This is a genomic window from Variovorax trehalosi, from assembly GCF_051216415.1.
Lineage (GTDB): Bacteria > Pseudomonadota > Gammaproteobacteria > Burkholderiales > Burkholderiaceae_C > Variovorax.
Genome location: NZ_JBPJZG010000005.1, coordinates 388,456 through 414,752 on the forward strand (window position 1 = coordinate 388,456; position 26,297 = coordinate 414,752).

The 26,297-nt window shown below is 68.8% G+C and carries 25 protein-coding genes; 18 read left to right on the forward strand and 7 right to left on the reverse strand.

All coding sequences use genetic code 11. The features are described from left to right. Positions 1-116 precede the first annotated feature (116 nt). Positions 117-1,310: a serine hydrolase gene (locus ACSFA7_RS20750; protein WP_435501110.1), complete on the forward strand. Its 1,194-nt coding sequence runs from the start codon at positions 117-119 to the stop codon at positions 1,308-1,310. Between the two features lie 80 nt (positions 1,311-1,390). On the opposite strand, the gene ACSFA7_RS20755 is transcribed toward ACSFA7_RS20750, so the two are convergent. Genes ACSFA7_RS20755 through aat form a run of 3 tightly spaced genes read right to left on the reverse strand, consistent with a single transcriptional unit; the run spans position 1,391 to position 3,759 of the window. Continuing rightward, positions 1,391-2,227, reverse strand: a complete 837-nt coding sequence (locus ACSFA7_RS20755; RefSeq protein WP_435501111.1) for an IclR family transcriptional regulator — start codon at positions 2,225-2,227, stop codon at positions 1,391-1,393. Between the two features lie 30 nt (positions 2,228-2,257). Continuing rightward, on the reverse strand, positions 2,258-3,007 hold the full coding sequence (locus tag ACSFA7_RS20760; RefSeq protein WP_206173760.1) for an arginyltransferase: 750 nt from the start codon (positions 3,005-3,007) through the stop codon (positions 2,258-2,260). Next, positions 3,004-3,759 (reverse strand): leucyl/phenylalanyl-tRNA--protein transferase, encoded by a 756-nt coding sequence (gene aat, locus ACSFA7_RS20765; RefSeq protein ID WP_435501112.1) that lies wholly within the window; start codon positions 3,757-3,759, stop codon positions 3,004-3,006. The genes ACSFA7_RS20760 and aat overlap by 4 nt, the downstream gene beginning before the upstream one ends. Before the next feature lie 224 nt (positions 3,760-3,983). Here aat and ACSFA7_RS20770 point away from each other — a divergent pair, with 224 nt between their 5' ends. The 5 genes from ACSFA7_RS20770 to ACSFA7_RS20790 are packed head-to-tail and all read left to right on the forward strand — an operon-like array spanning position 3,984 to position 8,465. Then, on the forward strand, positions 3,984-6,314 hold the full coding sequence (locus tag ACSFA7_RS20770) for a xanthine dehydrogenase family protein molybdopterin-binding subunit (protein ID WP_435501113.1): 2,331 nt from the start codon (positions 3,984-3,986) through the stop codon (positions 6,312-6,314). Between the two features lie 36 nt (positions 6,315-6,350). Next, the gene (locus ACSFA7_RS20775; RefSeq protein ID WP_435501114.1) at positions 6,351-7,265 is read left to right on the forward strand and encodes a helix-turn-helix domain-containing protein; all 915 of its coding nucleotides are present in this window, start codon (positions 6,351-6,353) and stop codon (positions 7,263-7,265) included. Beyond that, entirely contained in the window at positions 7,244-7,603 is a 360-nt protein-coding gene (locus tag ACSFA7_RS20780) for a VOC family protein (protein WP_435501115.1), read from the forward strand. Before ACSFA7_RS20775 ends, ACSFA7_RS20780 begins: the two co-directional genes overlap by 22 nt. 23 nt (positions 7,604-7,626) lie before the next feature. After that, positions 7,627-8,031, forward strand: a complete 405-nt coding sequence (locus ACSFA7_RS20785) for an SRPBCC family protein (protein ID WP_435501116.1) — start codon at positions 7,627-7,629, stop codon at positions 8,029-8,031. Beyond that, on the forward strand, positions 8,028-8,465 hold the full coding sequence (locus tag ACSFA7_RS20790; protein ID WP_435501117.1) for a nuclear transport factor 2 family protein: 438 nt from the start codon (positions 8,028-8,030) through the stop codon (positions 8,463-8,465). The genes ACSFA7_RS20785 and ACSFA7_RS20790 overlap by 4 nt, the downstream gene beginning before the upstream one ends. Here the strand turns inward: ACSFA7_RS20790 and pobA are convergent. Beyond that, positions 8,435-9,616 carry a 4-hydroxybenzoate 3-monooxygenase gene (gene pobA, locus ACSFA7_RS20795; RefSeq protein WP_435501118.1) on the reverse strand — a complete coding sequence of 394 codons (1,182 nt, stop codon included), beginning with the start codon at positions 9,614-9,616 and terminating at the stop codon, positions 8,435-8,437. The two genes, ACSFA7_RS20790 and pobA, sit on opposite strands and share 31 nt — an antisense overlap. 132 nt (positions 9,617-9,748) lie before the next feature. Here pobA and ACSFA7_RS20800 point away from each other — a divergent pair, with 132 nt between their 5' ends. The 5 genes from ACSFA7_RS20800 to ACSFA7_RS20820 all read left to right on the forward strand — a co-directional run bounded on the left by ACSFA7_RS20800 (position 9,749) and on the right by ACSFA7_RS20820 (position 14,599). Beyond that, positions 9,749-10,519 (forward strand): IclR family transcriptional regulator domain-containing protein, encoded by a 771-nt coding sequence (locus tag ACSFA7_RS20800; RefSeq protein WP_206173752.1) that lies wholly within the window; start codon positions 9,749-9,751, stop codon positions 10,517-10,519. 59 nt (positions 10,520-10,578) lie between these two features. Continuing rightward, the gene (locus ACSFA7_RS20805; protein WP_307608176.1) at positions 10,579-11,238 is read left to right on the forward strand and encodes a response regulator; all 660 of its coding nucleotides are present in this window, start codon (positions 10,579-10,581) and stop codon (positions 11,236-11,238) included. Further along, positions 11,235-12,581, forward strand: a complete 1,347-nt coding sequence (locus ACSFA7_RS20810) for an ATP-binding protein (protein ID WP_435501119.1) — start codon at positions 11,235-11,237, stop codon at positions 12,579-12,581. The genes ACSFA7_RS20805 and ACSFA7_RS20810 overlap by 4 nt, the downstream gene beginning before the upstream one ends. A 176-nt stretch (positions 12,582-12,757) precedes the next feature. Continuing rightward, positions 12,758-14,239 carry a Do family serine endopeptidase gene (locus ACSFA7_RS20815; protein WP_435501120.1) on the forward strand — a complete coding sequence of 494 codons (1,482 nt, stop codon included), beginning with the start codon at positions 12,758-12,760 and terminating at the stop codon, positions 14,237-14,239. 18 nt (positions 14,240-14,257) lie between these two features. Continuing rightward, positions 14,258-14,599, forward strand: a complete 342-nt coding sequence (locus ACSFA7_RS20820; protein ID WP_435501121.1) for a hypothetical protein — start codon at positions 14,258-14,260, stop codon at positions 14,597-14,599. Between the two features lie 21 nt (positions 14,600-14,620). Here ACSFA7_RS20820 and ACSFA7_RS20825 read toward each other — a convergent pair whose 3' ends face one another. From ACSFA7_RS20825 to ACSFA7_RS20835, 3 genes are all read right to left on the reverse strand, one after another. Continuing rightward, positions 14,621-16,537, reverse strand: coding sequence for a sensor histidine kinase (locus tag ACSFA7_RS20825; RefSeq protein WP_435501122.1), 1,917 nt, complete (start codon positions 16,535-16,537; stop codon positions 14,621-14,623). 31 nt (positions 16,538-16,568) lie between these two features. Continuing rightward, entirely contained in the window at positions 16,569-17,258 is a 690-nt protein-coding gene (locus tag ACSFA7_RS20830) for a response regulator transcription factor (protein ID WP_435501123.1), read from the reverse strand. 90 nt (positions 17,259-17,348) lie between these two features. Then, positions 17,349-18,347, reverse strand: a complete 999-nt coding sequence (locus tag ACSFA7_RS20835; RefSeq protein ID WP_435501124.1) for a helix-turn-helix transcriptional regulator — start codon at positions 18,345-18,347, stop codon at positions 17,349-17,351. A gap of 89 nt (positions 18,348-18,436) precedes the next feature. Here ACSFA7_RS20835 and ACSFA7_RS20840 point away from each other — a divergent pair, with 89 nt between their 5' ends. From ACSFA7_RS20840 to gspE, 7 genes are all read left to right on the forward strand, one after another. After that, positions 18,437-18,841 carry a GFA family protein gene (locus ACSFA7_RS20840; RefSeq protein ID WP_435501125.1) on the forward strand — a complete coding sequence of 135 codons (405 nt, stop codon included), beginning with the start codon at positions 18,437-18,439 and terminating at the stop codon, positions 18,839-18,841. Positions 18,842-18,954: 113 nt separating this feature from the next. Further along, positions 18,955-19,404, forward strand: a complete 450-nt coding sequence (gspG, locus tag ACSFA7_RS20845; protein ID WP_435501126.1) for a type II secretion system major pseudopilin GspG — start codon at positions 18,955-18,957, stop codon at positions 19,402-19,404. A gap of 94 nt (positions 19,405-19,498) precedes the next feature. After that, complete coding sequence (gspK, locus tag ACSFA7_RS20850; RefSeq protein ID WP_435501127.1) at positions 19,499-20,458, forward strand: type II secretion system minor pseudopilin GspK; 960 nt, start codon at positions 19,499-19,501, stop codon at positions 20,456-20,458. Further along, positions 20,455-21,648 (forward strand): type II secretion system protein GspL, encoded by a 1,194-nt coding sequence (gene gspL / locus ACSFA7_RS20855; RefSeq protein WP_435501128.1) that lies wholly within the window; start codon positions 20,455-20,457, stop codon positions 21,646-21,648. The genes gspK and gspL overlap by 4 nt, the downstream gene beginning before the upstream one ends. Then, positions 21,645-22,244, forward strand: a complete 600-nt coding sequence (gene gspM, locus ACSFA7_RS20860) for a type II secretion system protein GspM (protein WP_435501129.1) — start codon at positions 21,645-21,647, stop codon at positions 22,242-22,244. The genes gspL and gspM overlap by 4 nt, the downstream gene beginning before the upstream one ends. Positions 22,245-22,303: 59 nt before the next feature. Next, positions 22,304-24,838 (forward strand): type II secretion system secretin GspD, encoded by a 2,535-nt coding sequence (gene gspD / locus ACSFA7_RS20865; RefSeq protein ID WP_435501130.1) that lies wholly within the window; start codon positions 22,304-22,306, stop codon positions 24,836-24,838. Then, a complete protein-coding gene (gene gspE / locus ACSFA7_RS20870) occupies positions 24,835-26,292 on the forward strand; it encodes a type II secretion system ATPase GspE (protein ID WP_435501131.1) in 1,458 nt (485 codons plus the stop codon). Before gspD ends, gspE begins: the two co-directional genes overlap by 4 nt. The last annotated feature ends 5 nt before the right edge of the window (positions 26,293-26,297 follow it).

A 26,297-nucleotide genomic window follows, 5' to 3' on the forward strand; every position in this document is an offset into this window, starting at 1 on the left:
TTTTCAGGCGTTCCTTGGTATTCGAATGAAGAAAAGGATGCAAGTAACTGATATTGCGTGTCTTTTTTGAATTCGATACACTGCGGTCCTCGTTTGTCGCCGCTGGAGATTTATTAATGCCTGAAGCCCGTCTCCGCCGAGTTTCCAGCCAGCGGTTTCTACCCGCACTCAAATTCATCGCCGTGGCGCTCTGCGCCACGGCGTTTTTGCTGCCTGGCGCTCAGGCCGCGAAGAAAGAAAAGCCCGCCGCCGCAAAAACCGCCGTCGCCAAGAAGGCGAAGGCGCCAGCCGAGGTCAAGCGCAGCGCGTCTTCCAGCAAGAAGGCCGTTGTCGCCAAGAGCGGCGGCCGGGACCAAAAGAGCGAAAAAACCGTTCGCGGTGGTCGCAACGTGGTGGCCACCATCCGCAAGAAGAACGGCAAGACCGTGGTGGCCGTCCAGCGCCGCTCGGTGGTGCGCGTCGAAGCGCCGGCGCGCCAGTCCTTCGGCCAGATGGCCGGCCTGCACGGCACCGACGACGCGCTCGACCTGAAGTCGAGCGTTGCCCTCGTGATCGACCAGGACACGCACGAAGTCCTGTTCAGCAAGAACGACCATGCCGTGCTGCCGATCGCCTCGCTCACCAAGCTCATGACGGGCCTGCTCATCAGCGAAGCCCATCTGCCGAACGACGAGCTGATCACCATCACCCAGGACGACGTCGACACCGAAAAAGGCAGCCGTTCGCGCCTGACCGTCGGCACGATGTTGTCGCGCGGCGAGCTGTTGCACCTGGCCCTGATGTCGAGCGAAAACCGCGCGGCGCACGCGTTGGGCCGCACCTACCCGGGCGGCCTCACGACCTTCGTGAGCATCATGAATGCCAAGGCCAAGATGCTCGGGATGAAGGACACGCGCTACGTGGAGCCCACGGGCCTGTCGAGCCGTAACCAGTCGAGCGCGCAAGATCTGGCGCTGCTGGTCAACGCAGCCTATTCCGACGCCACGGTGCGCTCGCTTTCCACGTCGCCTGAATACCAGGTCGAGGTCGGCAATCGCGTGCTGCAGTTCAACACCACCAATCGCCTCGTGAAGAGCCCCGACTGGGAAATCGGCGTGCAGAAGACGGGCTTCATCAACGAAGCCGGCCAGTGCCTGGTGATGCAGGCCAAGGTGGCCGGCCGCAAGCTGATCATGGTGTTCCTGGATTCGGCCGGCAAGTTCAGTCGCATCGCCGATGCCGAGCGCGTTCGCCGCTGGGTCGAGGCGACGCACGCCGTGCCGGGTTCGCCGGCTGCTTCGCGCAGCGTGAGCTACCAAGTCGCAGGCTGAGTAACAGCACCGCGACAGCGGTTGACAAAAAGAAAGCGGGCTCAAGGCCCGCTTTGTCTTTTGGAGCCCCGCCAAGGGGGTCAGGCGCTCGCTGAAGGCGTGTTGCTTGCCGGGGTAGGTGTCGCCGTCGCCGCAGCCACGCCATCCTTGAACCCCAGTGCGCCCGAGATTTCATTGGCCGTTGCCTGCAGCTTGGGCAGCCAGCCTTCGTCCAGCCGGTCGGCCGGTGCCGAAATCGACAACCCTGCCACCAGCTTGCCCTGGTCGTCATAGATGCCAGCGGCCATGCAGCGCACGCCCAGCTCCAGTTCCTCGTTGTCGCGGGCGATGCCGTACTGGCGCGCCTTCGACAGTTCGCGCTCCAGCGCGGGCAACTGGGTAATGCTGTTGCGGGTGTGGCCTGCCAGACCCGTGCGGGTGGCGTAGCTGCGTACCCGCGCCGGATCATCTGCGGCCAGGAACAGCTTGCCGGTCGAGGTGAGATGCAATGCCGCGCGGCCGCCGATGGCGCGCACCACCTGCATGCCCGAGCGTTCGCTGTACGAGCGCTCGATGTAGACGATCTCGTCGCCCTGGCGCATGCTGAGGTTCACCGGCTGCTGCGTGAGCTTGTGCAACTCGCGCATCGGGCCCAGCGCAGCATCGCGCACGTTGAGCCGCCCCTTCACCAGGTTGCCCAGTTCCAGCAGGCGCATGCCCAGCCGGTAGCTGCCCGCTTCGGGCCGGTCGACGAAACGCCCGACCGCCAGGTCGTTGAGGATGCGGTGCGTGGTCGAAGGATGGAGCCCGGTCTTCTCGCTGATTTCCTTCAGGGAGATGGCCTCCTCGCGGGACGCCAGGACGTCGATCAGCGCGAACATGCGCTCGATCACCTGGATCACGGGAACTGCAGGAACGTCGGATTGGTTTTTTCTCATGGCGCTGTGCGGTGATGACCGAGCGCCATTTTACCTTGTGAAATCGCCGGACGGCTGCCAGTGTCCATCCACCAACACTTCGTGCGGAGAAAAGCGCGCCTTGTAGTGCATCTTGGGGCTGCGTTCGATCCAGTAGCCGAGGTAGACATGCGGCAGGCCCAGCTTGCGCGCCTGCTCGATCTGCCAGAGCACGCTGTAGGTTCCATAACCCGCGCTCGTGTCGGGCTCGTAGAACGTATAGACGGCCGAGATGCCGTCGTTCAACACGTCGAGGATCGACACCATCTTGAGCGCGCCCGCGCTGCCATCGGCCAGCGTCTCGCGGAATTCGACCAGCCGTGAATTGACCCGGCTCTGCAGCAGGAACTGGGTGTACTGGTCGATGCTGTCGTGGTCCATGCCGCCGCCCGCGTGGCGGCCGTTCTGGTAGCGCAGGTAGAGCTGGTAATGCTCGGGCACGAAGCACAGCTTGAGCACGCGGGCCTGCAGATCGGCATGCTGCCTGGCGGCCCGCCGCTGGCTGCGCGTGGGCTGGAAACTGTTGGCCAGCACCCGCAGCGGGATGCAGGCGCGGCAGCCGTCGCAGTAGGGCCGGTAGGTGAACATGCCGCTGCGCCGGAACCCGCTGAGCACGAGGTCGGAATAGGCGTCGTTGTGGATCAGGTGGCTGGGCGTGGCCACCTGCGACCGGGCCTGGCGATCCGGCAGGTAGCTGCAGGGATAGGGCGCCGTCGCGTAGAACTGCAGCGTGTGAAGCGGGAGATCCTTGAGGTGCGTCACGTCGGTGAAAGAGGTCGCGCGGAAAGGAGTTCGGTCCAGTATACGGGCTCGAATTGCCATCGTGGCCCCTCCTGTTCCCGGGCCTTGGCCACGTGGGCGACGAAGCGCCTGCGCGGCATCTCGTGGGCGCCGAGGCTGGCGAGGTGGGCGGTGTTCTGCTGGCAATCGATCATCTGCACGCCGGCGTGCCGGCACAGGCTCACCAGCGCAGCCAGCGCGATCTTCGAGGCGTCCGGCCGGCGGGTGAACATCGACTCGCCGAACACTGCGCGGCCCAGCGCCACGCAGTAGAGGCCGCCTGCGAGCTCGCCGTCGATCCAGGTCTCCACGCTGTGCGCATGGCCCGCAGCGTGCAATTGCGTATAGGCCTCCACCATGTCAGGCACGATCCATGTACCCGACTGGCCCACGCGCGGGGAGAGCGAACAGGCCTTGATGACCGCCGCGAAATCATGGTCGATGCGCACCTTGCAGCCGGGCGTTTCCGCAAATCGGACCAAGGTCTTGCGAAGCGACCGGTGCAGCTTGAACTCGGCCACCTGCAGCACCATGCGCGGGTCGGGGCTCCACCACAGGATCGGCTGGTCGTCGCTGAACCATGGGAAGACGCAATGGCTGTAGGCCTGCACGAGCGTATCGACATCGAGCGCGCCGCCCGCCGCAAGAAGGCCCGGCACGGGGTCGGCCGTGCCCCAGGCCGATGCCGGATCGGGCAGGGTGTCTCCGGGTTCGAGCCAGGGCAGTTGTCGCATGGCCGTAGGTATACACGGCTTCGCCCGCATCCCCTGTGGGATGAGGGAAAATGAAGGCCCGGTCGCCGGGGTGTCGCAAACGATTGCGGTCCGTGCGCCACAGGCCTGCCGTCGCAGCGGACAAGAACCCCCGCAGCCCATATAGTGCTGCTTCCCATTTGCCCCCATAAAGCGGATCCAGCGGGCCAGCGTTGCCCACCGGGAATCAGCACAAGAGGACCACGTTGACCACTGAACTCAACCCCACCCGCTTTGGCAGCGGTCAGGCGGTGCGCCGCCTAGAGGACGAAAGCCTGCTGGCAGGCGCCGGACGCTACACAGACGACGTCACGCTCCCCGACCAGGCGCATCTCGTTTTCCTTCGCTCTCCCTATCCGCACGCACGCATCGTTTCCATCGACACGAGCACGGCTGCTGCCATGCCCGGCGTGCTGCGCGTCATCACCGGCGCCGAGCTGGCGGCCGCGGGGGTCAAGCCGATGCCGGGTGCCGCCGGGTTCAAGCGCGCCGACGGCAGCGACAGCGCCAGCCCGCCGCGCTACGCCATGGCGAACGAGCGCACGCGCTTCGTGGGCGAGGCGGTGGCCGCCGTGATTGCCGATACTGTCCAGCAGGCGCGCGATGCTGCCGAGGCTGTGATGGTCGACTACGAAGACCTGCCGATGGTGGTGGACCTTGCCGGCGCCACCGCCGAAGGCGCGCCGCAGTTGTGCGAGGAGGCCACCGGCAACATCGCCGCCGAAATGCGCCATGGCAACAGCGAGGCCGCGACTGCCGCCTTCGCCAAGGCCAGCCACGTGGTCGCGCTCGACGTCATCAACCAGCGCGTGGTCGCCCTCACCATCGAGCCGCGCTCGGTGCTCGCCGTGCACGACGCCAAGACCGATCGCCTCACGATCCGCATGAGCACGCAGATGCCCTCGGGCGTGCGCGATTCCGTGTGCGCCGCCATCGGCCTTGCCAAGGAAAAGGTGCGCGTGGTGGTGGGCGATGTGGGCGGCGGTTTCGGCATGAAGACCGGCGCCTATCCCGAAGACATCGCGGTCGCCTTTGCCGCGCTGCACCTGAAGCGCCCGGTGAAATGGGTCGCCGACCGCAGCGAAGAATTCCTCTCGAGCGCGCACGGCCGTGACATCGAGGCGCGAGCCGAACTCGCGCTCGATGCCGAAGGAAAGATCCTCGCGCTGCGCATCAAGACGCTGGCCAACGTGGGCGCCTATGCCACCGGCACCGGCGTCGCGATCCAGCTGCTCATCGGCCCCTGGGTGCAGACCAGCGTCTACGACATCCAGACCATCGACTTCCATTTCAAGGCGGTGCTCACCAACACCGCGCCCACCGGCGCCTACCGCGGCGCGGGTCGGCCCGAAGCCATCTTCACCATCGAGCGCCTGATGGACGAGGCCGCGCGCCAGACCGGCATCGACCGCATCATCCTGCGCCGGATGAACTTCATCCAGCCCGACCAGATGCCCTACAAGAACCCGATGGCGCAGGTCTACGACACCGGCAACTTCGAGTCGGTGATGGACCAGGCGCTCACGCTGGCCGACTGGCAGGGCTTCGAGGGCCGTGCCGCCGAGTCCGCCAAGAACGGCAAGCACCGGGGCCTGGGCATCGCCACCTTCCTTGAATGGACCGGCGGCAACGTGTTCGAGGAACGCGTCACGGTGTCGGTGCAGGCCGATGGCGTGATCGAGGTGTTCTCCGCCGTCAACGCCATGGGGCAGGGCATTGCCACCTCGCTCGCGCAGCTGGCGGTCGATGCCTTCGGCGTGCCCATCGAGAAGGTGCGCGTCGTGCTCGGCGATACCGACCGCGGCGACGGCTTCGGCAGCGCAGGTTCCCGCTCGCTCTTCACCGGCGGCTCGGCCGTGCGCATCGGCGCGGAGCGCACCATCGACAAGGCGCGCGAGCTCGCGGCGCAGGAGTTCGAGGCCGCCATCGACGACATCATCTACAGCCGCGGCAGCTTCTCGGTGGCCGGCACCGACCTCGAGCTCGACCTGTTCACGCTCGCGGGCAAGCAGCCCGAGCGCGAGATCTTCGTGGACTCCACCAGCACCGTGGCCGGCCCGACCTGGCCCAACGGTTGCCACATCTGCGAGATCGAGCTCGATCCGCCCACCGGCGAAATCAGCGTGGTGGCCTACAGCTCGGTCAACGACGTGGGCCGCGTGATCAACCCGATGATCGTGCGCGGCCAGCTCGAAGGCGGCGCGGTGCAGGGCATTGGCCAGGCGCTGTACGAGCAGGTGGTGTACGACCACGAAACCGGCCAGCCCGTGACCGGCAGCCTGATGGACTACGCCGCGCCGCGCGCCGACATCGTCGACACCATGTTCCACATGGAGATGGACGAATCGACGCCCTGCACCAACAACCCGTTGGGCGTGAAGGGCGTGGGCGAACTGGGCACCATCGGCGCCACACCGGCCATCGTGAACGCGGTGGCGGATGCGTTCGCGCGCAACGGCCTTGCATCGACCGCGCCGCGCCTGCACATGCCGCTGAGCCCGTCGCGGGTATGGGCGGCGATGCACACGGTGGACTGAACATCCGTCAACAGGTGTTCGAAGGGCACACGCGCCATGCTCATCACCACCGAACTGCAGACAGATCCGATCCGCGTCTCCAGCTACCGCTGCGACGCGGGGCCCGGCGCCCCGTCGTTCACCGAGATGCACGAGGACTACTCGGTCTCGTACGTACGCAAGGGCAGCTTCGGCTATCGCACGCGCGGCAATGCGTATGAGTTGGTGGCCGGCTCGGTGCTGGTGGGCTGCCCGGGCGACGAGTACGTCTGCACCCATGACCACCACATCTGCGGCGACGAGTGCCTGGCCTTCCACCTCTCGCCCGGCTTCGTCGACCTGATCGGTGGCGACAGGCAGACCTGGCGCACCGCAGGGCTCCCACCATTGCCCGAACTCATGGTGCTCGGCGAACTTGCGCAGGTCGCGGCCGAAGGCGAGAGCGACATCGGCCTCGACGAACTGGGCATGTGGTTCGCGAGCCGTTTCGTCGAAGTGGTGGGCGGCCGCGGCAAGCCGTCGTCGCCGCAGTCCGCCGCGCCGCGCGACAGGCGCCGCGCCGTCGATGCCGCGATGTGGATCGACGCCAACTCGCACGACGACATCGGCCTGGAAGGTGCGGCCTCCGAAGCCGGCCTGAGCTCCTTCCATTTCCTGCGCCTGTTCTCGCAGGTGCTCGGTGTCACGCCGCACCAGTACCTGGTGCGCTCGCGCCTGCGCCACGCGGCGCGCCTGCTGGCGGACGACGACCGGCCCGTGACCGACGTGGCCTTCGACGTGGGCTTTGCCGACCTGAGCAACTTCACTCGCACCTTCCATCGCGCGGCCGGCGTCTCGCCGCGCGGCTTTCGCCAGGCCGCCAAGGGCGATCGCAAGATTCTCCAAGACCGCATGGCGGCCCTGCTCAATGATGACCGCCTGGTTCATTCATCAAGCAGGAAGTCATCGCCATGTACGACCACATCGGACTGAAAGTCAAAGACCTCGCCGCGAGCCGGCGCTTCTACGAAGCCGCACTCGCACCGCTCGGCCATGTGCTGGGCAGCCACGACAACAGCTATGCCGGCATCGGCCCGGCGGACGCGCCCGCCCTGTGGCTCTACGCGGCCGAGGGTGCGAAGGGCCCTGGCACGCACCTCGCGTTCCGCGCTCCCGATCACCAGGCCGTCGCGGCCTTCCACAAGGCGGGCCTGAAGGCCGGCGGCACCGACAACGGCGGCGCCGGTCCGCGTGCCGACTACAGCCCGACCTACTACGCGGCCTTCCTCATCGACCCCGACGGCAACAACGTCGAGGCGGTCTGCCCCTGAGGCGCGGAAAGGAAAAAAGCACCATGGCCACCATCTACAAGGAATTCATCGTCGAGGCCGATGCGGCGCAGGTCTGGGATGCGCTGCGTGACTTCGGCGCCGTCCACACGCGCCTCGCGCCGGGCTTCCTCACGGACTGCAAGCTGGACGGGCAGGGCGCGCGCATCGTCAGCTTTGCCAACGGACTTGTCGCGCGCGAACTGCTGGTGGGCATCGACGAGGCGAATCACCGGCTGGCCTACACCATCACCGACGGCAAGGCGAGCCACCACCATGCATCCGCGCAGGTGTTCGCCGATGGTGAAGGGCGTTCGCGCTTCGTGTGGATCACCGACGTGCTGCCCGACGAGTTCGCCGCCTACGTCGGGCCGATGATGGAGAAGGGCGGTGAAGCGATGAAGAAGACGCTGGAGGCACAACGCAGATGAGCAGTTCAGCCGCTTCGAGCGAGATCCACGCCGTCGTCCAGCGCTACGCGGACGCCTGGGCCGCGAACGACCTGAAGGCCATCTTCGACTGCTACCACGACGAGGTCGTCTTCCACTACTTCGGGCGGAGCCCGCTCGCCGGCACGCACCGCGGCAAGGCGGCCTGCCTTGCCGTGCTCAAGCAGGTGAAGGAAAAGACGAACCGCCGGCTGGTCGCGATCCGCGACGTGCTGGCCGGCGAGCACTTCGGTCTGATCGTCGCCATCGAGCGGTTCGAGCACGAAGGCCGCGCCTTCGAGCTGGAGCGCCTGCTGCGTTACGCGGTGAAGGACGGCAAGCTCTCCGAGTGCTGGATCTACGACGAAGACCAGCGACGGGTCGACGAAGTGCTGGGCCTCGCCGCTCAGAAATCCTCGAGCGGCAACCCCACGTAGTTTTCCGCCAGCGCGGTGGATGCCGCGTGCGAATGCACGAGGTAGTCGAGCTCGGCTTCCTGGATCTTCTGGCCGAAGGCCCCCGTCTCGGGAAAGCGGTGCATCAGCGAGGTGAACCACCACGAGAAGCGCTCGGCCTTCCAGACGCGACGCAGGCACAGGTCCGAATAGCGGTCGAGCGCCGAGGCCGATTTCTCGCCATAGAAGATCTCGAACGCACGCGAGAGATAACCCACATCGGCCGTCGCGAGGTTCAGCCCCTTGGCGCCGGTCGGCGGCACGATGTGCGCCGCGTCGCCCGCGAGGAACAACGCGCCGAAGCGCATCGGCTCGGCGACGAAGCTGCGCAACGGCGCGATGCTTTTCTCCAGCGACGGGCCGGTCACCAGCCGCTCGCGGGCTTCGGGGTCGAGCCGCGCGCGCAACTCGTTCCAGAAGGCCTCGTCGCTCCAGTTCTCGACACGCTCTTCGGTCGGCACCTGCACGTAGTAGCGCGACCGCGTGGCGCTGCGCATGCTGCACAGCGCGAAGCCGCGCTCGGTGTTCGCGTAGATCAGTTCGTGCGACACCGGCGGCACATCCGCCAGCACGCCGAGCCAGCCGAAGGGGTAGACCTTCTCGTAGGTCTGGATCGCGTCGGCCGGCACGCTCGCGCGGCTCACGCCGTGGTAGCCGTCGCAGCCGGCGATGAAGTCGCATTCGATCTCGTGCGTCTGGCCGTCTTTCTCGTAGCGCACGCGCGGCTTGCTCGAATCGAAGTCGTGCAGGCTGACGTTCGCGGCGCTGTAGATGGTTGCAAGGCCTTCCACAGCGCGCGCTTCCATCAGGTCGCGCGTCACCTCGGTCTGCCCGTAGACGGTGACCTGCTTGCCGCCGGTGAGGCCATGCATGTCGATGCGATGCCGCGCGCCCTTGAACAGCAGTTCGATGCCTTCGTGCGGCAACCCTTCGGTGCGAGCGCGCGCATCGACACCGGCGCGTGCCAGCAGGTCCATCGTCACCTGTTCGAGCACGCCGGCGCGGATGCGACCGAGCACGTAGTCGCCGCTCTGGCGTTCGACGATGACGTTGTCGATGCCCGCCTTGAAAAGCAGTTGACCGAGCAGAAGGCCGGCGGGGCCCGCGCCGATGATCGCGACCTGGGTGCGCATGTTCGTGTCTCCGAGAGGTGTTTCGCCGAGCGTAGGGCGCGGCCGGCCGCTTGGTTCACGGCATTCCGAGGCACTGTGCGATCATGCGAACGCGTGCGCGATGATCGCGCAACACTTCGAATTGAGACCCGAATGACCATCGCCAAGGCCGATTTCATCGAGGGCATCGCCAAGGGAATGGCGGTGCTCGAAAGCTTCGACACCGAGCGCCAGCGCCTCAATGCCACGCTGGCCGCCGAACGCGCCGGCCTCACGCGCGCCGCCGCCCGTCGCCATCTGCTCACTCTCGCCCACCTGGGCTACCTGGAGACCGACGGAAGCTATTTCTGGATGGCGCCCAAGGTGCTGCGCTTCTCGGGGAGCTACCTTGCCTCGTCGCGCCTGCCGCGTGCGCTGCAGCCCACGCTCAACCGGCTCGCGGCGCAGACCGGCGAGTCGTTCTCCGCTGTGGTGCTCGATGGCGAAGAGGTGGTCATCGTGGCGCGCAGCGGCAGCTACGGCACGCCGACGCGCGTGCTGGCCTACGGCCTGCATCTGGGCGCGCGGCTGCCGGCGCATGCAACGTCCACCGGCCGCGTGCTGCTGGCGGCCATGGCCTCCACCCAGCTCACGCAATGGCTCAAGGGCCGGCATCTCGCGCGACTGACACCGCAGACCATCACGCAGGCACGGGGCCTGCGCCAGCTGATTGCCCGCACGCGCAAGGACGACTATTGTTTTGCCAGCGAGGAACACGAGCTCGGCGTGCAGGCGCTCGCGGTGCCGCTGCGCGACATGCAGGGCCACACGGTGGCCGCGCTCAACGTGGTGCTGTCGGGCACGCGCTACCAGGAAGAAGCCTTGCAGCGCGAGATGTTGCCACTGCTGTTCGAGGCAGCGCGCGAAGTCCGTTCGCTGCTCTGAACTGAACTTCACCACGACCGACGCCTCGAATCCCACAGACCGGACAACGGGACACAACCATGCGACTCCTCCTTCTCGAAGACGACGTGATGATCGGCGAGGCCGTGCTCGACCTGCTGCGCGCGGAGCAATATGCGGTGGACTGGGTGAAAGACGGCGAGGCCGCCGAGTCGGCCCTGCGCACCCAGCAATACGACCTGGTGCTGCTCGACCTGGGCGTGCCGCGCCGCGACGGCCTCGAAGTGCTGCGCAGCCTGCGCGCCCGCAAGCAGCGCATGCCGGTGTTGATCGCCACCGCGCGCGACTCGGTGCAGCAGCGCATCGAAGGGCTCGATGCAGGTGCCGACGACTACGTGCTCAAGCCCTACGACCTCGACGAGCTGCTGGCCCGCATCCGTGCCTTGCTGCGCCGCGCGGCGGGGCGCGCCGAGCCGGTGTACGAGCACATGGGCGTGAGCATCAATCCCGCCACGCGCGAGGTCACGGTGGCTGGCCAGCCGGTGGTGCTGTCGGCGCGCGAATGGGCGGTGCTCGAGCCGCTGCTGGCGCGCCCGGGCATGGTGCTCTCGCGCGTCCAGCTCGAAGAAAAGCTCTACAGCTGGAAGGACGAGATCAGCAGCAACGCGGTCGAGGTCTACGTGCACGGCCTGCGCAAGAAGCTGGGCGCCGAGTTCATCCGCAACGTAAGAGGCGTCGGCTATATGGTGCCGAAGGTATGACGCGGAGCCTGACCGGATCCCTGCGCGCGCGCCTGCTGTGGTTCCTGCTTGCCGCCATCGTGCTGGCTGCGGGCGCACAAGCCCTCGTCGCCTACCGCACGGTGCTGCACGAGGCCGATGACATCTTCGACTACCACATGCAGCAGATGGCGATGTCGCTGCGCTCGGGCCTGCCGCCCAGCGCGGCGGTCGGCGGCATCGGTGGGGGCGAGCAGAACTTCGAGTTCGTGGTGCAGGTGTGGACCACCGACGGCGTGCGCGTCTTCGAATCCGCTGATCAGGCGGCGCTGCCGCAGCTCGCGGTGCTGGGCTTTGCCGACGTGCGCGCGCGCGGCACCACCTACCGCGTCTTCTCGATGCAGACGCGCGGCCTGGTGATCCAGGTGGCGCAGGACATGGCGGCGCGGCGCAGCATGGCCGGCACGCTGGCGCTGCGCACCATCGCACCGGTGGCACTGATGGCGCCGCTGCTCATGCTGGTCGTGTGGTGGGTCGTGAGCCGGTCGCTCGCGCCGGTGGCCCGCGTGAGAAAGCAGGTGGCGTCGCGGCAGGCCGACGATCTTTCGCCGGTGAGCGAGGAGGGCCTGCCCGAAGAGGTGCGCCCGCTGGTGCAGGAACTCAACCTGCTGTTCGGCCGTGTGCGCCACGCCTTCGATGCGCAGAAGCACTTTGTCGCCGATGCCGCGCACGAATTGCGTTCGCCGCTCGCGGCATTGAAGCTGCAGGTGCAGGGCCTGCAGCGCGCGCCCGACGATGCGGCGCGCGACCTCGCCGTGAGCCGGCTGGTGGCGGGCATCGACCGCGCGACGCGGCTGGTCGAGCAGATGCTCGCGTTGGCCCGGCACGAGGCCAGCATGGCGGCCGGTGCGAAACCGGAGCCGGTCGATCTCGCCGAGGTCGCGCGCCTCGCGATCTCGGACGCCGTGGCCGCCGCGCAGGCGCGACGCATCGACATCGGCGTCGCGCATGCCGATGCCGCGGTGGTCGAGGGCCAGCCCGAGGCGCTGCGCATGATGCTGCGCAACCTGCTCGACAACGCGGTCAAGTACACGCCCGAGGAAGGCCGCGTCGACATCGGCATCGCGAAGCTCGGCGATGCCATCGAACTCAGCGTGGACGACAGCGGCCCCGGCCTGCCCGAGGCGGAGCGCGCGCGCGTGCTCGACCGCTTCTACCGTTCGGGCGAGCCGCAGGCGCCGGGCAGCGGCCTGGGGCTGGCGATCGTCAAGTCGATTGCGGAACTGCACGGTGCGACGGTGACGTTGGAAAAGTCCCGCAGCCTCGGCGGGCTGTGCGTGCGGGTCGTCTTCGCTCCCTCTCCCTCCGGGAGAGGGCTGGGGTGAGGGCGCGCTGCCGCCGGTGAGGCGCGGCGTTCGGGTGGAGGCCGATGCCCTCACCCCAACCCTCTCCCAGGGGGAGAGGGAGTCAATCCCTCGAACCGTTTAAGCCGCGCTTAAGTCAGCGCAGCGACATTCCTTTCATCGTGTTTTGCGTCCCACGCAATGAAAGGAACCGACAGATGAACACCCGCCTGACTTCCCCCCGCGCCCTGGTGATCGCCCTGGCAAGCGCCGGCGTGATCGGCGCCATCGGTGCCGGCGCCTACACCAGCGCCGTGAGCGCCCCGACCAACGCCACCCCCATCGCCGCAGCCCCCGCGATGGTGACGCTGCCCGACTTCTCGACCATCACCTCGCGCGACGGCCCTGCCGTGGTCAACATCAGCGTGACCGGCACCATGAAGGCGTCGGACGACGAAGCCGCGGCCGAGATCCAGGGCATCGATCCCGACGATCCGATGTTCCAGTTCTTCCGCCGCTTCCAGGGCCAGATGGGCCCGCGCGGCCAGCAACAACAACAACGCGACGTGCCGGTGCGCGCGCAGGGCTCGGGCTTCATCGTCGATCCGAGCGGCATCATCATCACCAACGCCCACGTCGTGAAGGACGCCAAGGAAGTCACCGTCAAGCTGACCGACCGCCGCGAATACCGCGCCAAGGTGCTCGGCGCCGATGCCAAGACCGACATCGCCGTGCTGAAGATCGATGCGAAGAACCTGCCCGTGCTGGCCCTTGGCAACACCAAGGACCTGAAGGTCGGCGAATGGGTGCTGGCCATCGGCTCGCCGTTCGGCTTCGAGAACACGGTGACGGCCGGCGTCGTGAGCGCCAAGGGCCGTTCGCTCCCCGACGACAGCTACGTGCCCTTCATCCAGACCGACGTGGCGGTGAACCCCGGCAACTCCGGCGGCCCGCTGCTCAACACGCGCGGCGAGGTGGTCGGCATCAACTCGCAGATCTACAGCCGCAGCGGCGGCTACCAGGGCGTGTCATTCGCGATCCCGATCGATGTGGCCGTGCAGGTGAAGGACCAGATCGTCGCGACCGGCAAGGCCTCGCATGCCCGCCTGGGCGTCGCGGTGCAGGAGGTGAACCAGGCCTTCGCCGATTCGTTCAAGCTCGACAAGCCCGAAGGCGCGCTGGTCTCGAACATCGAGAAGGGCGGCCCCGGCGACAAGGCCGGCCTGAAGGCGGGCGACGTGATCCGCAAGGTCGACGGCCAGGCCATCGTCTCTTCGGGCGACCTGCCCGCGGTGATCGGCCAGCAGGCGCCGGGCAAGAAGGTCACGCTCGAGGTGTGGCGCCAGGGCGAACGCCAGGAGCTGCAGGCCAAGCTCGGCGATGCCAGCGACAAGCCGGCCCAGGTCGCGAAGGCCGACACCGGCGCGGGCCAGGGCAAGCTGGGGCTGGCGCTGCGTCCGCTGCAGCCGCAGGAGAGGCGCGAGGCCGGCGTCGACACCGGCCTCCTGATCGAAGACGCGGCCGGCCCCTCGGCGCAGGCTGGCGTGCAGGCCGGCGACGTGCTGCTGGCCATCAACGGCACGCCGGCACAGAGCCTGGAGCAGGTGCGCGAGGTGGTGGCGAAGGCGACCAACAAGTCGGTGGCTCTGTTGATCCAGCGCGGCGAAGACAAGATCTTCGTGCCGGTGCGAATCGGCTGATCGACGGACGTGAGCCGGATGAAGCCGCCGGGCGAACTGCCTCTTGTCGTGGTTCAGGAGCGCGCGGCGGCCAATGGCCTCTCCGCGCACATCCTGCCCACGTCGGCCACGATGATCGGCGTGTGCATGACCGTCATGTCGATCGGCCACCTTGGGCCGCGCGATGACATGCGGCTTTTGATCGACAGGCTTCTCGCCATCGACGCGCTGGTCTTCCTGGCCAGCGCATTGCTGTCGTTCATCTCGATGCGCTCGCGCCGCTCGGGCGTGCGGCTGGAGGCCTGGGGCGAGATGGTGTTCATCGCCGGCCTCGGGTTGCTGGCGCTCGGGGCGGTCACGCTGGCGTTCGCGCTGCGGTGAGACGGGCTCGGCCGGGCTGCTTCAGGGCACGACGCAGGGCCATTCGAGCCGCACGCGCGTGCCGCCGCCGGTCTCGGCGTCCGCCGGCTCGATCTCCAGGCGCGCGCCGATCGCCTGCGCGCGCGAGCGCATGTTCGAGATGCCGTGGCCAGCCGGCCTCGCGGCCGCGGCCGCGCCCGCGTCCACGTTCTCACCGCTCCCGTCGTTCGTGCGGGACAGGCCCCGCCCGTTGTCGGTGAGCACGATGCGCACCAGCGGCGGTGCTTCGTCCCCATGCCAGCTCACCTGCATCACGATGCGCGTGGCCGCCGCATGCTTGAGCACGTTGGTGAAGGCCTCCAGCAGGATGCGCTGCAGCTGCAGCGCGGCCTGCGCCGCGAAAGGCTCAATGGTGGGGATGAGGGCTACGTTCCAGACCAGTTCGATCCCGGCTGCGTCCAGCCGCGGCTGCAGCCGGTAGCGCAGCGTCGCCAGCACGGTGGAGAGGTCGTCCTGCGTGGGCTGCAGCGAATCGACCGCCATGCGCATCTCGTCGAGCGCGAGCTTCACGTGCTCCTCGACCACGGCCCGGTCGGGCGCGGGCTGCGTCACCACGTTGAGCAGGCCCACCAGCTGGGAGCCGACGCCGTCGTGGATCTCCCGCATGATGCGCTGCCGCTCCACCAGCACCGCCTGCTCCTGCTGCTGTTGGCGCACGGTTTCGAAGGCGCCGCGTAGTTGCTCCTCGCGCTCGGCGACGCGTGCCGCGAGGTTGGCGTTGAGCGCGCCGTAGTCGGCCACGGTGCGGCTGTAGCGCTCGACCACGAGGCCGGCCAGGATCATCACGAAGAAGAACATCGCATGCGGCGTGAGCGTGTAGTAGGCGCCGCCGAAGAGGCCCATGCGCACCAGCAGCAGGTCATGCGCGCCGGCCAGGATGGCCAGCATGCCCGCCGCCATCAGCACCCCCGCGATGCGCCGCCGCGCCACCAGCGCGCCGTGAATCACATAGGGCAGGCAGACGATGCCGGTCACCTGGAGAACCACCAGGCCGGTGGTCCACAGCAAGGGCCTGGCGAGCGCGAAGGAAGCGCAGGCCAGCGTGACCGACAGCGCCAGCGCGCCGTAGATCGAGCGCACCAGCCAGGGCGGGTTGCGGTCCAGCACCAGCAGCACGAAGCGCGCGATGAGTCCGATGTGGCAGGCATAGCAGACCGCCACCAGCGCGCCCCAGAGCGGCCATGGCACCGGCACTTCGGGCCAGACGCGGTCGAGGTTGCGCGTGACGCCCGAGAGCGCGGCCAGCGCGAAGCAGCCGTAAAGCGCATCGCGCTGGCGCAGCCACAGGCCGCCGGCCAGCCCGCCCATCAGGAGCAGGCTCACCGAATACACGATGGCCGAGTTGTTGCGCCAGTTCTGCTGCGTGCGGTAGAGCGCGGCGAGCGGCGCCTCGGCGCCATAGCGGATGCTCGCGAGCCCGCCGCCGCGCTGGCGCTGCAGCGTGGTCCGGATCACCAGTTGCTGCGGTTGGTCGCTGCGGTGCAGGGCCGCCGCGACCGGCACCAGCTGCGAGCCCTTGGCCGCGTCGTAGCCGGGGTTGCCGAGGCTGCCGAAGCTCGCAAGCAGCGCACCGTCCAGCGAGATCGCCACCTGGTTGCCCACGCCCGAGAGCAGCAGCGCCGCGGGCCCGCCCTCGGGTACCGCCACGGCCGGCAGTTCGATGCGGTAGGTCGCCTTGCCGCCGCGGCCGGGAAAGGCGTGGTCCCATCGAAAGGGCAACTGCACCCGGCGCACCTGCGGCGGCAGGCCGTCGGGCTCGAACGTGGCCTCGGCGGTACGCACGTCGATGCCATCGGGCAGGCTGCCGGCGGCATCGACCGAGCGCGCATGGCCGGTGGAGGCTGCCAAGAGCAGCACGGGGGCCAGGATCAGGAGCAACAGCGTTGCGGCGGCGAGCACGGGCCAGTGCAGGCCAGCCCGCCGGATCGCCTCAGGGAAGCCAGCCCAGGTTGCGGGCTTCGAACACAGCTTCCGATTTGTTGTGCACATCCAGCTTGCCGTAGATATTGCGGATATGGGATTGGACCGTCGACGCAGAGACTCCCATCTGCGCGCCGACTTCGACATAGGTGAAACCACGAGAGACCAGCCCGAGCACCTCAGACTCGCGCGGCGACAGGCGCTCGGGCGCCACGGCGCAGGAGCGGGCGGCACTGGCGCCGGGGCTCCCCGGACCGCGCTGCGACGCGTCGGCGCGGGTTTGCCAGCGCCGCAGCAGCTGCCGTGCGATCACCGGCGACATCGGCGAGCCGCCCGCGCGCAGGTTGCGGATGTGGGTGGCGAGGTCGGCCTCGGTGCCGTCCTTGAGCAGGTAGCCGCTCGCGCCGGCCTCGAAGGCCAGCACCATGTTGGCCTCGTCGCCGAAGATCGACAGCACCATCACCGCGCAGGCCGGCTGCATGTTGCGGCATCGGCGAATCACCTGCAGGCCGGGCAGGTCGGGCAGGCCCAGGTCCACCAGCAACACTTCCACCGGGTTCTCGCCCAGCCAGCGCAGCATGTCCACGGCGTTCGAGGCGCTGTAGGCCAGCGCGAGCGAAGGGTCGGCGCCGATGACGCGCGCGATGCGCTCGCGCACGCCGGTGTCGTCCTCGACCAGCGCGACCTGCGTGGTCGTCATGGCATGGGGCCGCGGGCGAGGCACATGGGCGGGGTCCTGGGAGGGTTGCGACAGTCGCCAGCCTACGGGTCGGCGCGGCGCTTGACCATCCTATAGATGAGGGAGGCGGGCGGCCGGCTTTTGCGGTTTGTGCGGCGTGCGCGCCGCAGCCTTGCCGAGCCTGCCCGCGACGAGCGCCAGGTGCTCGGCCAGCGCCGGCGGCGACTCCACCTCGAAGTCATGCCCCAGGCAACCGAGCCACACGGCCAGCGCATCGAGCGAGTTGGCCGCGGTCGCGATCCGTGTCGTGCCGTCGTCGATCGCCTCCGGCACTCCACCGACCCAGCCCAGGTGCGCTTCGAGCGCCTTGGCCGGCGCATGCACCACGACGCTTGCGTGGTGCAGGTAGGGCGAGATCCGCAGCGCCTGCGCCATGTACGCCGCCACGTCGCCGTGCGGCAGCCGGCGCGGCGTGAAGCGCGCGCCGGTCGGCACGGGCGCCACGATGCGGTCGAGGCGAAAGGTGCGCCAGTCTTCGCGTGCCGTGTCCCACGCCAGCAGATACCAGCGCTGGCCCGACTGCACCACCCGGTGCGGCTCCACCGTGCGCGCGGTCGCCTTGGCGTGATGGTCCCGGTAGTCGAAGCGAAGCTCGGCCCGGTCGGTGCAGGCTTCGGCGAACAGCGTGACTGCCTTCAGCCGCACGTCCGATTTGCCGCGCGCGAGCGGCACCACCGCCGCGCGCACGCTGTCGAGCCGCTTGCGCAATCGCGGCGGCATCAATTGCTCGAGCTTGGCGAGGGCGCGCATCGAGGCGTTCTCGATGTCGCCCTTGCCGTCGCTCGGGTTGCCGAGGCCCAGCGCCACCGCGATGGCCTCTTCGTCTTCGAGCAGCAGCGGGGGCAGTGCGGCGCCCGCGCCGAGCCGGTAGCCGCCGGCCACCCCCGAGGTTGAGTCGACCGTGTAGCCGAGCGTGCGCAGGCGGTCGACATCGCGGCGCAGCGTGCGCTCGGTGATCTCGAGTCGCTCGGCCAGCCCGGCGCCCGTCCAGGAACGTTGGGCCTGGAACAGGGAAAGGAGCCGGATCAGGCGTGCGGAGGCGGACAGCATGGGTCGCATGATGCCTTGGATCGAGGACAGGATCTGTCCGCAATGGGCCGTAACCTTGGATTTCCCTTCAGCCACTCTAGGAACCACTCATGAAGAAGACATACAACGGCAGCTGCCACTGCGGCAAGGTCCGCTTCCAGGCCCTCATCGACCTCGCCGCGGGCACCGGCAAGTGCAATTGCTCGATCTGCATGAAGTCCCGCGGCTGGGGCGCGATCGTCAAGCCCGAAGACTTCACGCTGCTCTCGGGCGAAGAAGACTTGTCGAGCTATCAGTTCGCCTCGCTGAGCGCGGAGCACCTGTTCTGCAAGACCTGCGGCATCAAGTCGTTCGGCCGCGGCAACGTGCCGGAGATCGGCGGCGCGTATGTCAGCGTGAACGTGACCTGCCTGGACGACGCGACGCTGGAAGAACTTTCGACCGCACCGGTTCGCCACATGGATGGGCGCAACAACAACTGGTTCGAGGTGCCTGCCGAGGTGCGCTACCTCTGAAATCGGGTCGGGCGCCCGGCCGACTCCCGAGGATTTTCCATCGGACTGACATGCGCTCCTGCCACGATCCGTGGCTTGACCGCAATCGACGTACCTTGTCCTGGGAGTGAAAGATGGCCGCACGTTCCGCCCGCAGCAACGCAAGCCGGCACCCCGTGCAACCGCGCGGCTTCACCCTCATCGAGCTGATGGTCGTGCTCGTCATCATCGGTGTGCTCGCCGCGCTGATCGTGCCCAGCCTGATGGACCGCCCCGACCAGGCGCGCGCCACCGCGGCGCGGCAGGACGTCGCCGCGATCATGCAGGGGCTGAAGCTCTACCGGCTGGACAACGGCGCCTACCCCAGTTCGACGCAGGGCCTGCGCTCGCTGGTGGAGAAGCCCGCCACCGGCAAGGTGCCCACCAACTGGCGCACCTACCTCGAACGCCTGCCGCAGGACCCCTGGGGCAACGCCTACCAGTACCTGAACCCCGGCACCCACGGCGAGGTCGATGTGTTCTCGCTGGGCGCCGACGGCGAGCCCGGCGGAGAGAAAGCCAACGCGGACGTCGGCTCCTGGTAGCGCACGGACCACGACCGTGCACGTACCGATGGGCATCAGGGGGAGCCGACCCCCTCGCGCCGTTCACACCATTCGTGCCCTTCACGCGCGCGGCATGGCCGTGGTCAGCGCGCTCTTGATCGTCGCCGTCATCGCCGCGCTGGCCGCCGGCCTGCTGGGCCGCCAGTCGGCCTTCATCCGCACGACGCAGGGCGACCAGTCGCGCGTGCAGGCGCGCTGGCTGTTGCGCGGCGAAATCGGCGAGGCGCAGCGCGTGCTGCGCGCCGAGGCGCTGCGCGATCCGACCACGCGGCTCGACGGCCTGTGGAACCGCCCCTTCACGCGACAGGCCGCGGGCCAGGTGGCCGCGGAGGGCGGGCGCCTCGTGAGCGAAATCACCGACGAGCAGGGCAAGTTCAACCTGCGCAACCTGGTGGGGCCGACGGGCGTCGATCCCGCGGAGGCCGAGGTGTTCATGCGGCTGTGCGCGGCGGTGGGTGTCTCGCCGGTGCAGGCGCAGTCGCTCATGCGCCGCGTTGTCCTCAGCCTGGGCGATGCGCTGACGCAGGCGCCGGGCACCGTGCCGGACGATGTCCGCGCGGAAAGCGCCAAGGCCGCTGCCCGGTTGGGCCTGCCGGTGGAGTTGCCGCCGATGCCCCAGGCGCCGAGGCCGCGTGCGCTGGAAGACCTGATGGCCGTTCCCGGCGTGGATGGCGCCGTGCTCGCGCGGCTCGCGCCTTTCGTGACCGTGCTGCCGCAGCGCACCTGGATCAACGCGAACACCGCGGGTGCGGAACTCATCGCCGCCGGCGTGCCGGGCCTGTCGCTCGACCGCGCCCGCGCCTTGCTGGCCGCGCGCGACCGCGGCCAGTGGTTCATCAACCGCGGTGATTTCACCAACCGCCTGCAGATGCCGGCGCTGAATGTGAACGAGGTGCGCATGGGCATCACCAGCAACTGGTTCCGCGTGGCGAGTGTGCTCGACACCGCGCGCACGAAGTTCGTGCAGGTGGCTCTGCTGCACGACGACAAGACCTCCATGCCGCGCGTGACGTGGCTGCGGGAGGGCGTGTGAAGGTCGACCTGCTGCGCCTGCGCCTGCCACCCTGGCCGGGCGATGGCGCGCCACCCGGCCCGGTGCAATGCGGCTGGCGCGCGTCCGACGGGACATGGCGCGATGGCGGCATGCTGGCGCTCGGCGACATCGCCCGGCGCTTCCACCCGAAGCGCATCGAGGCCTGCCTGCATCCCGGCGACGTGCCCACGGCCAGCTTCGCGCTACCGCCGTTGTCCGGCCGGCGCCTGCATGCGGCGGTGATGGGCGCGATCGAGCCTTGCGCGCTTCGCCCGCTCGAAACGCTGGTGACGGGCTTCGGCGTTCGCGCATCGGATGGCACCGTGCCCGCGGCCTGGGTTGGCCGCGATGTGGTGGAAGGCTGGTCGGTGCTGCTGCGCCGACACGGGCTCACGGTGCGCGAATTGCAGCTGCCGGCCGCCTTCCTGCCGCTGCCGGACGCGGGCTGGGCGGCGTGCCAGGTCGACCGATGGCTCGTCGTCCGCACCGGGCGGGAGCAGGGCTTCACGCACTGGCTACCGGAAGGCGCGGCGCGCGAAGCGGGTATCGCAGCGCATGCCGGTGGCGATGCGGCGCTGCCCGCCGTGCGATGGATCGAGCGCGATGGCGACGAAGCGGCAGCGCAATGGACCGGCGAAGGCTGGCGCTGGTCATTGCCGGTTGGTGGGACGGAGGCCGTTGGCGGCGGTGTCGCTGCATTGGCCGTGCCCGCCGTCGCATGGGGCGCCATCGCCGCAGCCGTGTGGCTGGTGGGCTTGAACGTCTACGCCAGCCAACTGGCCGCGCAAGGCCAGACGCTGAAGCGGCAGATGGCCGCGCGGGTCAAGGCCGCGTTTCCCGATGTGCCGGTGGTCGTCAACGCCGTGCAGCAGGCGCGCCAGCAGAAAGACGCGCTCGCGGCCGGCGCGCCGCAGGCGGCCAAAGACGACTACGCGGGTCTATCGCGCGCGGCAACGCGCCTGCTCGCGCAAGCGCCGGCCGGGCAGGTGCAGGGCCTGCGCTATGCCGAGGGCGCGTTGCACATCCGCTGGCGCGACGGCGCGGCGCCGGACGCGGAGGCGCTGCGCACACTGCAAGTCCAGGCGCACGAACAGGGCCTCGCTGTCGAAGGCGATGCAGGCACGCTGCGCATGAAGGTCGCCAGCGATGCGCCGGTCGCTGAAGGCACTGCGCAGAAAGGCCCGCCATGAACGCCGCCGAGCGCCTGCGGCCATTGGCCCGCTTCCTGAGCCCGACGCGTCAACTCATCCGCGAAGGCACGATGCGCTGGCGTGCACTGTCCGCGCGCGATCGTTTCGCCGTGGGCATCGCCGCGCTCGTGATGACGCTCGCCTTCCTGTGGCTCGCGCTGACCCGGCCCGCGCTGGACACCATCGCCCAATGGCGGCGCGACCTGCCGAAGCTGCAGGCCCAGTCGGCCGAACTCGACGGCATCCTCGCCGGCGTGCCGGCCGCGAACGGACGGCCCGGTGCAGAGGCCGAGCCCTTGCAGACGGGGCTCGACCGCGCCGGCCTGCAGGGCTTCTACAAAGTCCACGACGTCGTGGCCGACGCGCCTGCCGCCACGGGCAGCAAGCCCTTGCCCGCGAAAGCGTGGCGCATCGAATTCACCGGACCTGCGCCCGCGGCCCAGGTCTTTTCATGGCTGCTGGCGGTGTCCGCCCGCAGCGACGTCGAAGTCATGCGCGCCGACCTGGAGCGGGCGGACGGCAGCGCCGACGCCCAAGGCCCGGTGCGCGGTGCGGTGGACCTGCAGTCCACGCAAATCAACAAGGATGGCCCGTGATACGAGAGCTGAAGGGCGCAGCGATGCGCAGATGGACCGTGGCTTGCTGCCTGGCTTCCTTGGCATTGGCCAGTAACGCGGCCCTTGCGGCCGGTGCGACGCAGAGCGCGCCGCCCGGCCGCCCCGAGGCCGCCAGGAGCGGCAGGGACGACAAGGTGGTGCTCAACTTCGTCGATGCCGACATCACCTCCGTGGTCTCGGCGCTGGCGCGTTTCCTCGGGCGCAACTTTCTCTTCGATCCGCGCGTGAAGGGGCAGATCACCCTCGTCTCCGAGGGCGAGGTGCCCGCGGCCACGGCCTACGGCATGCTCTCGACCGCGCTGCGCATGCGCGGCTTCGCGATCGTCGATGTGGGCGATGTGAGCCGCGTCGTGCCGGTGGCCGATGCCAAGCTGCAGGGCGGCGCGGTCAACACGCGCAACCCCGGCGGCGGCCTTGCGACGCGCACCTTCCGGCTGAACTACGAGAACGCCGAGGCGATGGTGCCGGTGCTCAAGCCGCTCATCGCGGCCGAGAACACCATCACCGCCTACCAGGCCAACAACACGCTGGTGGTGACCGACTACATCGACAACCTCGAGCGCCTGGCCCGCATCATCGAGAGCATCGATACGCCCACCTCGCTCGACGCCGAGGTGGTGAAGCTGCGCAACGGCATCGCGGTGGACATCGCGGGCCTGGCGAGCGAACTGCTGGAGAACACCGGCGACAAGGGCAAGCGCGACATCGTCGTGCTGGCCGACCCGCGTTCCAACAGCGTGATCATCCGTTCGAGCAGCCCGGGGCGGACCACGCTCGCGCGTGAACTCATCGCCAAGCTCGAGAACGCGCAGAGCGACCCGGGCAACCTGTACGTGGTGTACCTGCGCAATGCGCAATCGGTGCCGCTGGCCAATGTGCTGCGCGGCCTGTTGACTGGGGAGTCGCAGGATGCATCGGTGACGGGCAACACTTCTGTTCGTGCGGCGCTGGGTGCGGGCGGCATGCTCGGCGGCGCGGCAGGGGCAGGCGCCACGGGCACGAACGGCAGCGCGGCTTCCGCAACAGGCACCGCAGGCTCGTCGGGCACGACGAACCGCGGCACGACCGGCGGCATACAGCGCGGCGGCGCGGGCGGCGCCACGACCGGCGCAGCGGGCGGCAGCACCTCCAGCGCCTTCTCTGCCAACGGCGTCACGGTGCAGGCCGATGCCGCGACCAACACGCTGATCATTGCCGCGCCCGAGCCGATGTACCGGAGCCTGCGCCGCGTGATCGACATGCTCGACCAGCGGCGCGCGCAGGTGCTGGTCGAGAGCCTGATCGTCGAGGTGACCGAGCGCGATGCCTCCGAGCTGGGCATCCAGTGGATGGCCGGCGGGCGCAACGGCCAGGTGCGCGGCGGCACGAACTTCGGCGGCGCGCAGCTCAACACCGCCGCGACCAACACCCTCGACGTGATTCCGCGCGGCCTGAACATCGGCGTGATCGACGGCACCGTCAAGCTGCCGGGCGTGGGCGAGATCCTCAACCTCAAGGTGCTGGCGCGCGCGCTGCAAACCAAGGACGGCGCCAACATCCTCTCGACGCCCAACATCCTTACGCTGGACAACGAGCAGGCCTCCATCATGGTGGGCAAGACCGTGCCGTTCGTGAGCGGGCAGTACATCACCAACGGCAACAGCAGCAGCAACCCGTTCCAGACGATCCAGCGCGAGGACATCGGCCTGAAGCTGAACATCCGCCCGCAGATTTCCGAGGGCGGCACCGTCAAGCTCGACATCTACCAGGAGGTGTCGAGCATCGACGAGCAGAGCTCGGGCGCGGCCGGCATCGTCACCAACAAGCGCGCGCTGGACACCAGCATCCTGGTGGATGACGGCCAGATCATGGTGCTGGGCGGGCTGATGGAAGACAGCGTCACCAACGACACCGAGGCCGTGCCGGGGCTGGGCGCGTTGCCGGTCGTGGGCAACCTCTTTCGCTACGACAAGCGCCAGCGCGTGAAGACCAACCTGATGGTGTTCCTCAGGCCCTACGTGATCCGCGATGCGAACGCGAGCCGCGGCCTCACGCTCGACCGCTACAACTTCATGCGCATGCAGCAAGGGCGCTCGCGGCCGATGCCGCATGGCCTGTTGCCCGATGTCGGCGGCCCGGCGCTGCCCCCCTCCGATGTGCCGAGGGTGGGCCGCGCACCGCAGGTCGATCTGCGCCCGCAGAACTGGGAGCAGACGCGCGAACAGGCGCCGCCGCCCACCGCCGCGGCCAGCGAGGTGCGCCAGGCGCCCGAGGCCGCCGCGCCGCCGACGTCGGTGCTGCGCTCGCAGCTGCCGGTCGGCGTGACGGTGGACTCCGATCCCGCCGTGCTCCATGGCGGTGCGAACGACAAGCGCACCGTCGTGCAGATCGCCGACGTGAACGCCGAGCAGGACGCGGTGCGCATCGTCAAGCGGGTGCGCATCAGCGGCATCGGCGCGTACATCGTGAGCGGACCGGGCGGGGAGGGAAACCTCGTGCGGGCGGACGTGCCGCGCGATCCGGAGGCGGTGGACAACACCATCGCCGTGCTGCGCGAACTGGGCTACCGGCCGGAGCTGGTGGTGACGCCATGAGCGAAGCTGCGGTGCAGGCGACAGCACGCTACACCGTGCTGCCGCACGCGTGGGCGCGCAGCCAGCGCATCGTGGTGCGCGAGGAGGGCGATGCACGCTGCATCGTGGTGTGCCCGCGCACGCCGGGCTGGGCCATCGTCGAGGCGCGCCGCCTGCTCGGCGAATTGCCGCTCAAGCAGGTCGGCGAAACCGAGATGGACGGCCTCCTGGCCGGCAGCTACGCCGAGACCGGCGACGCCGCCTCGGTGGTCGGCGCCGTGGAGCAGCAGGTCGATCTCGCGCGCCTGATGCAGGACATTCCCGCCGTCACCGACCTGCTCGATGCCCAGGACGACGCACCCGTCATCCGCATGATCAACGCGCTGCTCACGCAGGCCGCGCGCGATGGCGCAAGCGACGTGCACCTCGAATCCTTCGAGACGCATTCGGTGGTGCGTTTTCGCGTCGACGGCACGCTGCGCGACGTGGTGTCGCCGCGCCGCGCGCTGCATGCGGCGCTCATTTCGCGCATCAAGATCATGTCGCAGCTCGATATCGCAGAGAAGCGGCTGCCGCAGGACGGGCGCATCACGCTGCGCGTGGGCGGGCGGCCCATCGACGTGCGTGTGTCCACCGTGCCGACGGCGCACGGCGAACGCGCGGTGCTGCGGCTGCTCGAGAAAGACGCCGGCCGCCTGCAGCTCGAGCGCCTGGGCATGGCGCCCGACACGCTGGCCGAACTCACGCGGCTGGTGCGGCAGCCGCACGGCATCGTGCTCGTCACCGGCCCCACCGGCAGCGGCAAGACCACCACGCTCTATGCGGCGCTCGGCCAGCTCGACCTGAGCACCAGCAACATCCTCACCGTGGAAGACCCGGTGGAGTACGACCTGCCCGGCATCGGCCAGATCCCGGTGCACAGCAAGATCGGCATGACCTTCGGCGCCGCGTTGCGTGCGGCGCTGCGGCAGGACCCGGACAACATCATGATCGGCGAGATCCGCGACCTGGAGACCGCGCAGATCGCGGTGCAGTCCTCACTCACCGGTCACGGCGTGCTGGCCTCGCTGCACACCAATGACGCGGTCTCCGCCGTCACGCGCATGAGCGACATGGGCATCGAGCCCTTCCTGCTGTCGTCGTCGCTGCTGGGCGTGCTCGCGCAGCGACTGGTGCGTCGGCTGTGTCCCGCATGCAAGGTGCCTCGGCCGCAGCCCGATGGCAGCGTGACCTATGTGCCGGTGGGTTGCCCTGCGTGCGGCAACTCCGGCTTCAAGGGGCGCACCGGCATCCACGAATTGTTCGTGGTGCACGACGACATCCGCCGCCTCATCCACGAAGGCGGCGACGAGCAGGCGATGCGCGCCGCCGCCACGCGCCACGGCATGCGCTCCATGCGTGAGGACGGCCAGCGCTGGGTGCGCGAAGGCGTGACCACCGCCGAGGAAATCATGCGCGTCACGCGCGACGCATAGGAAGG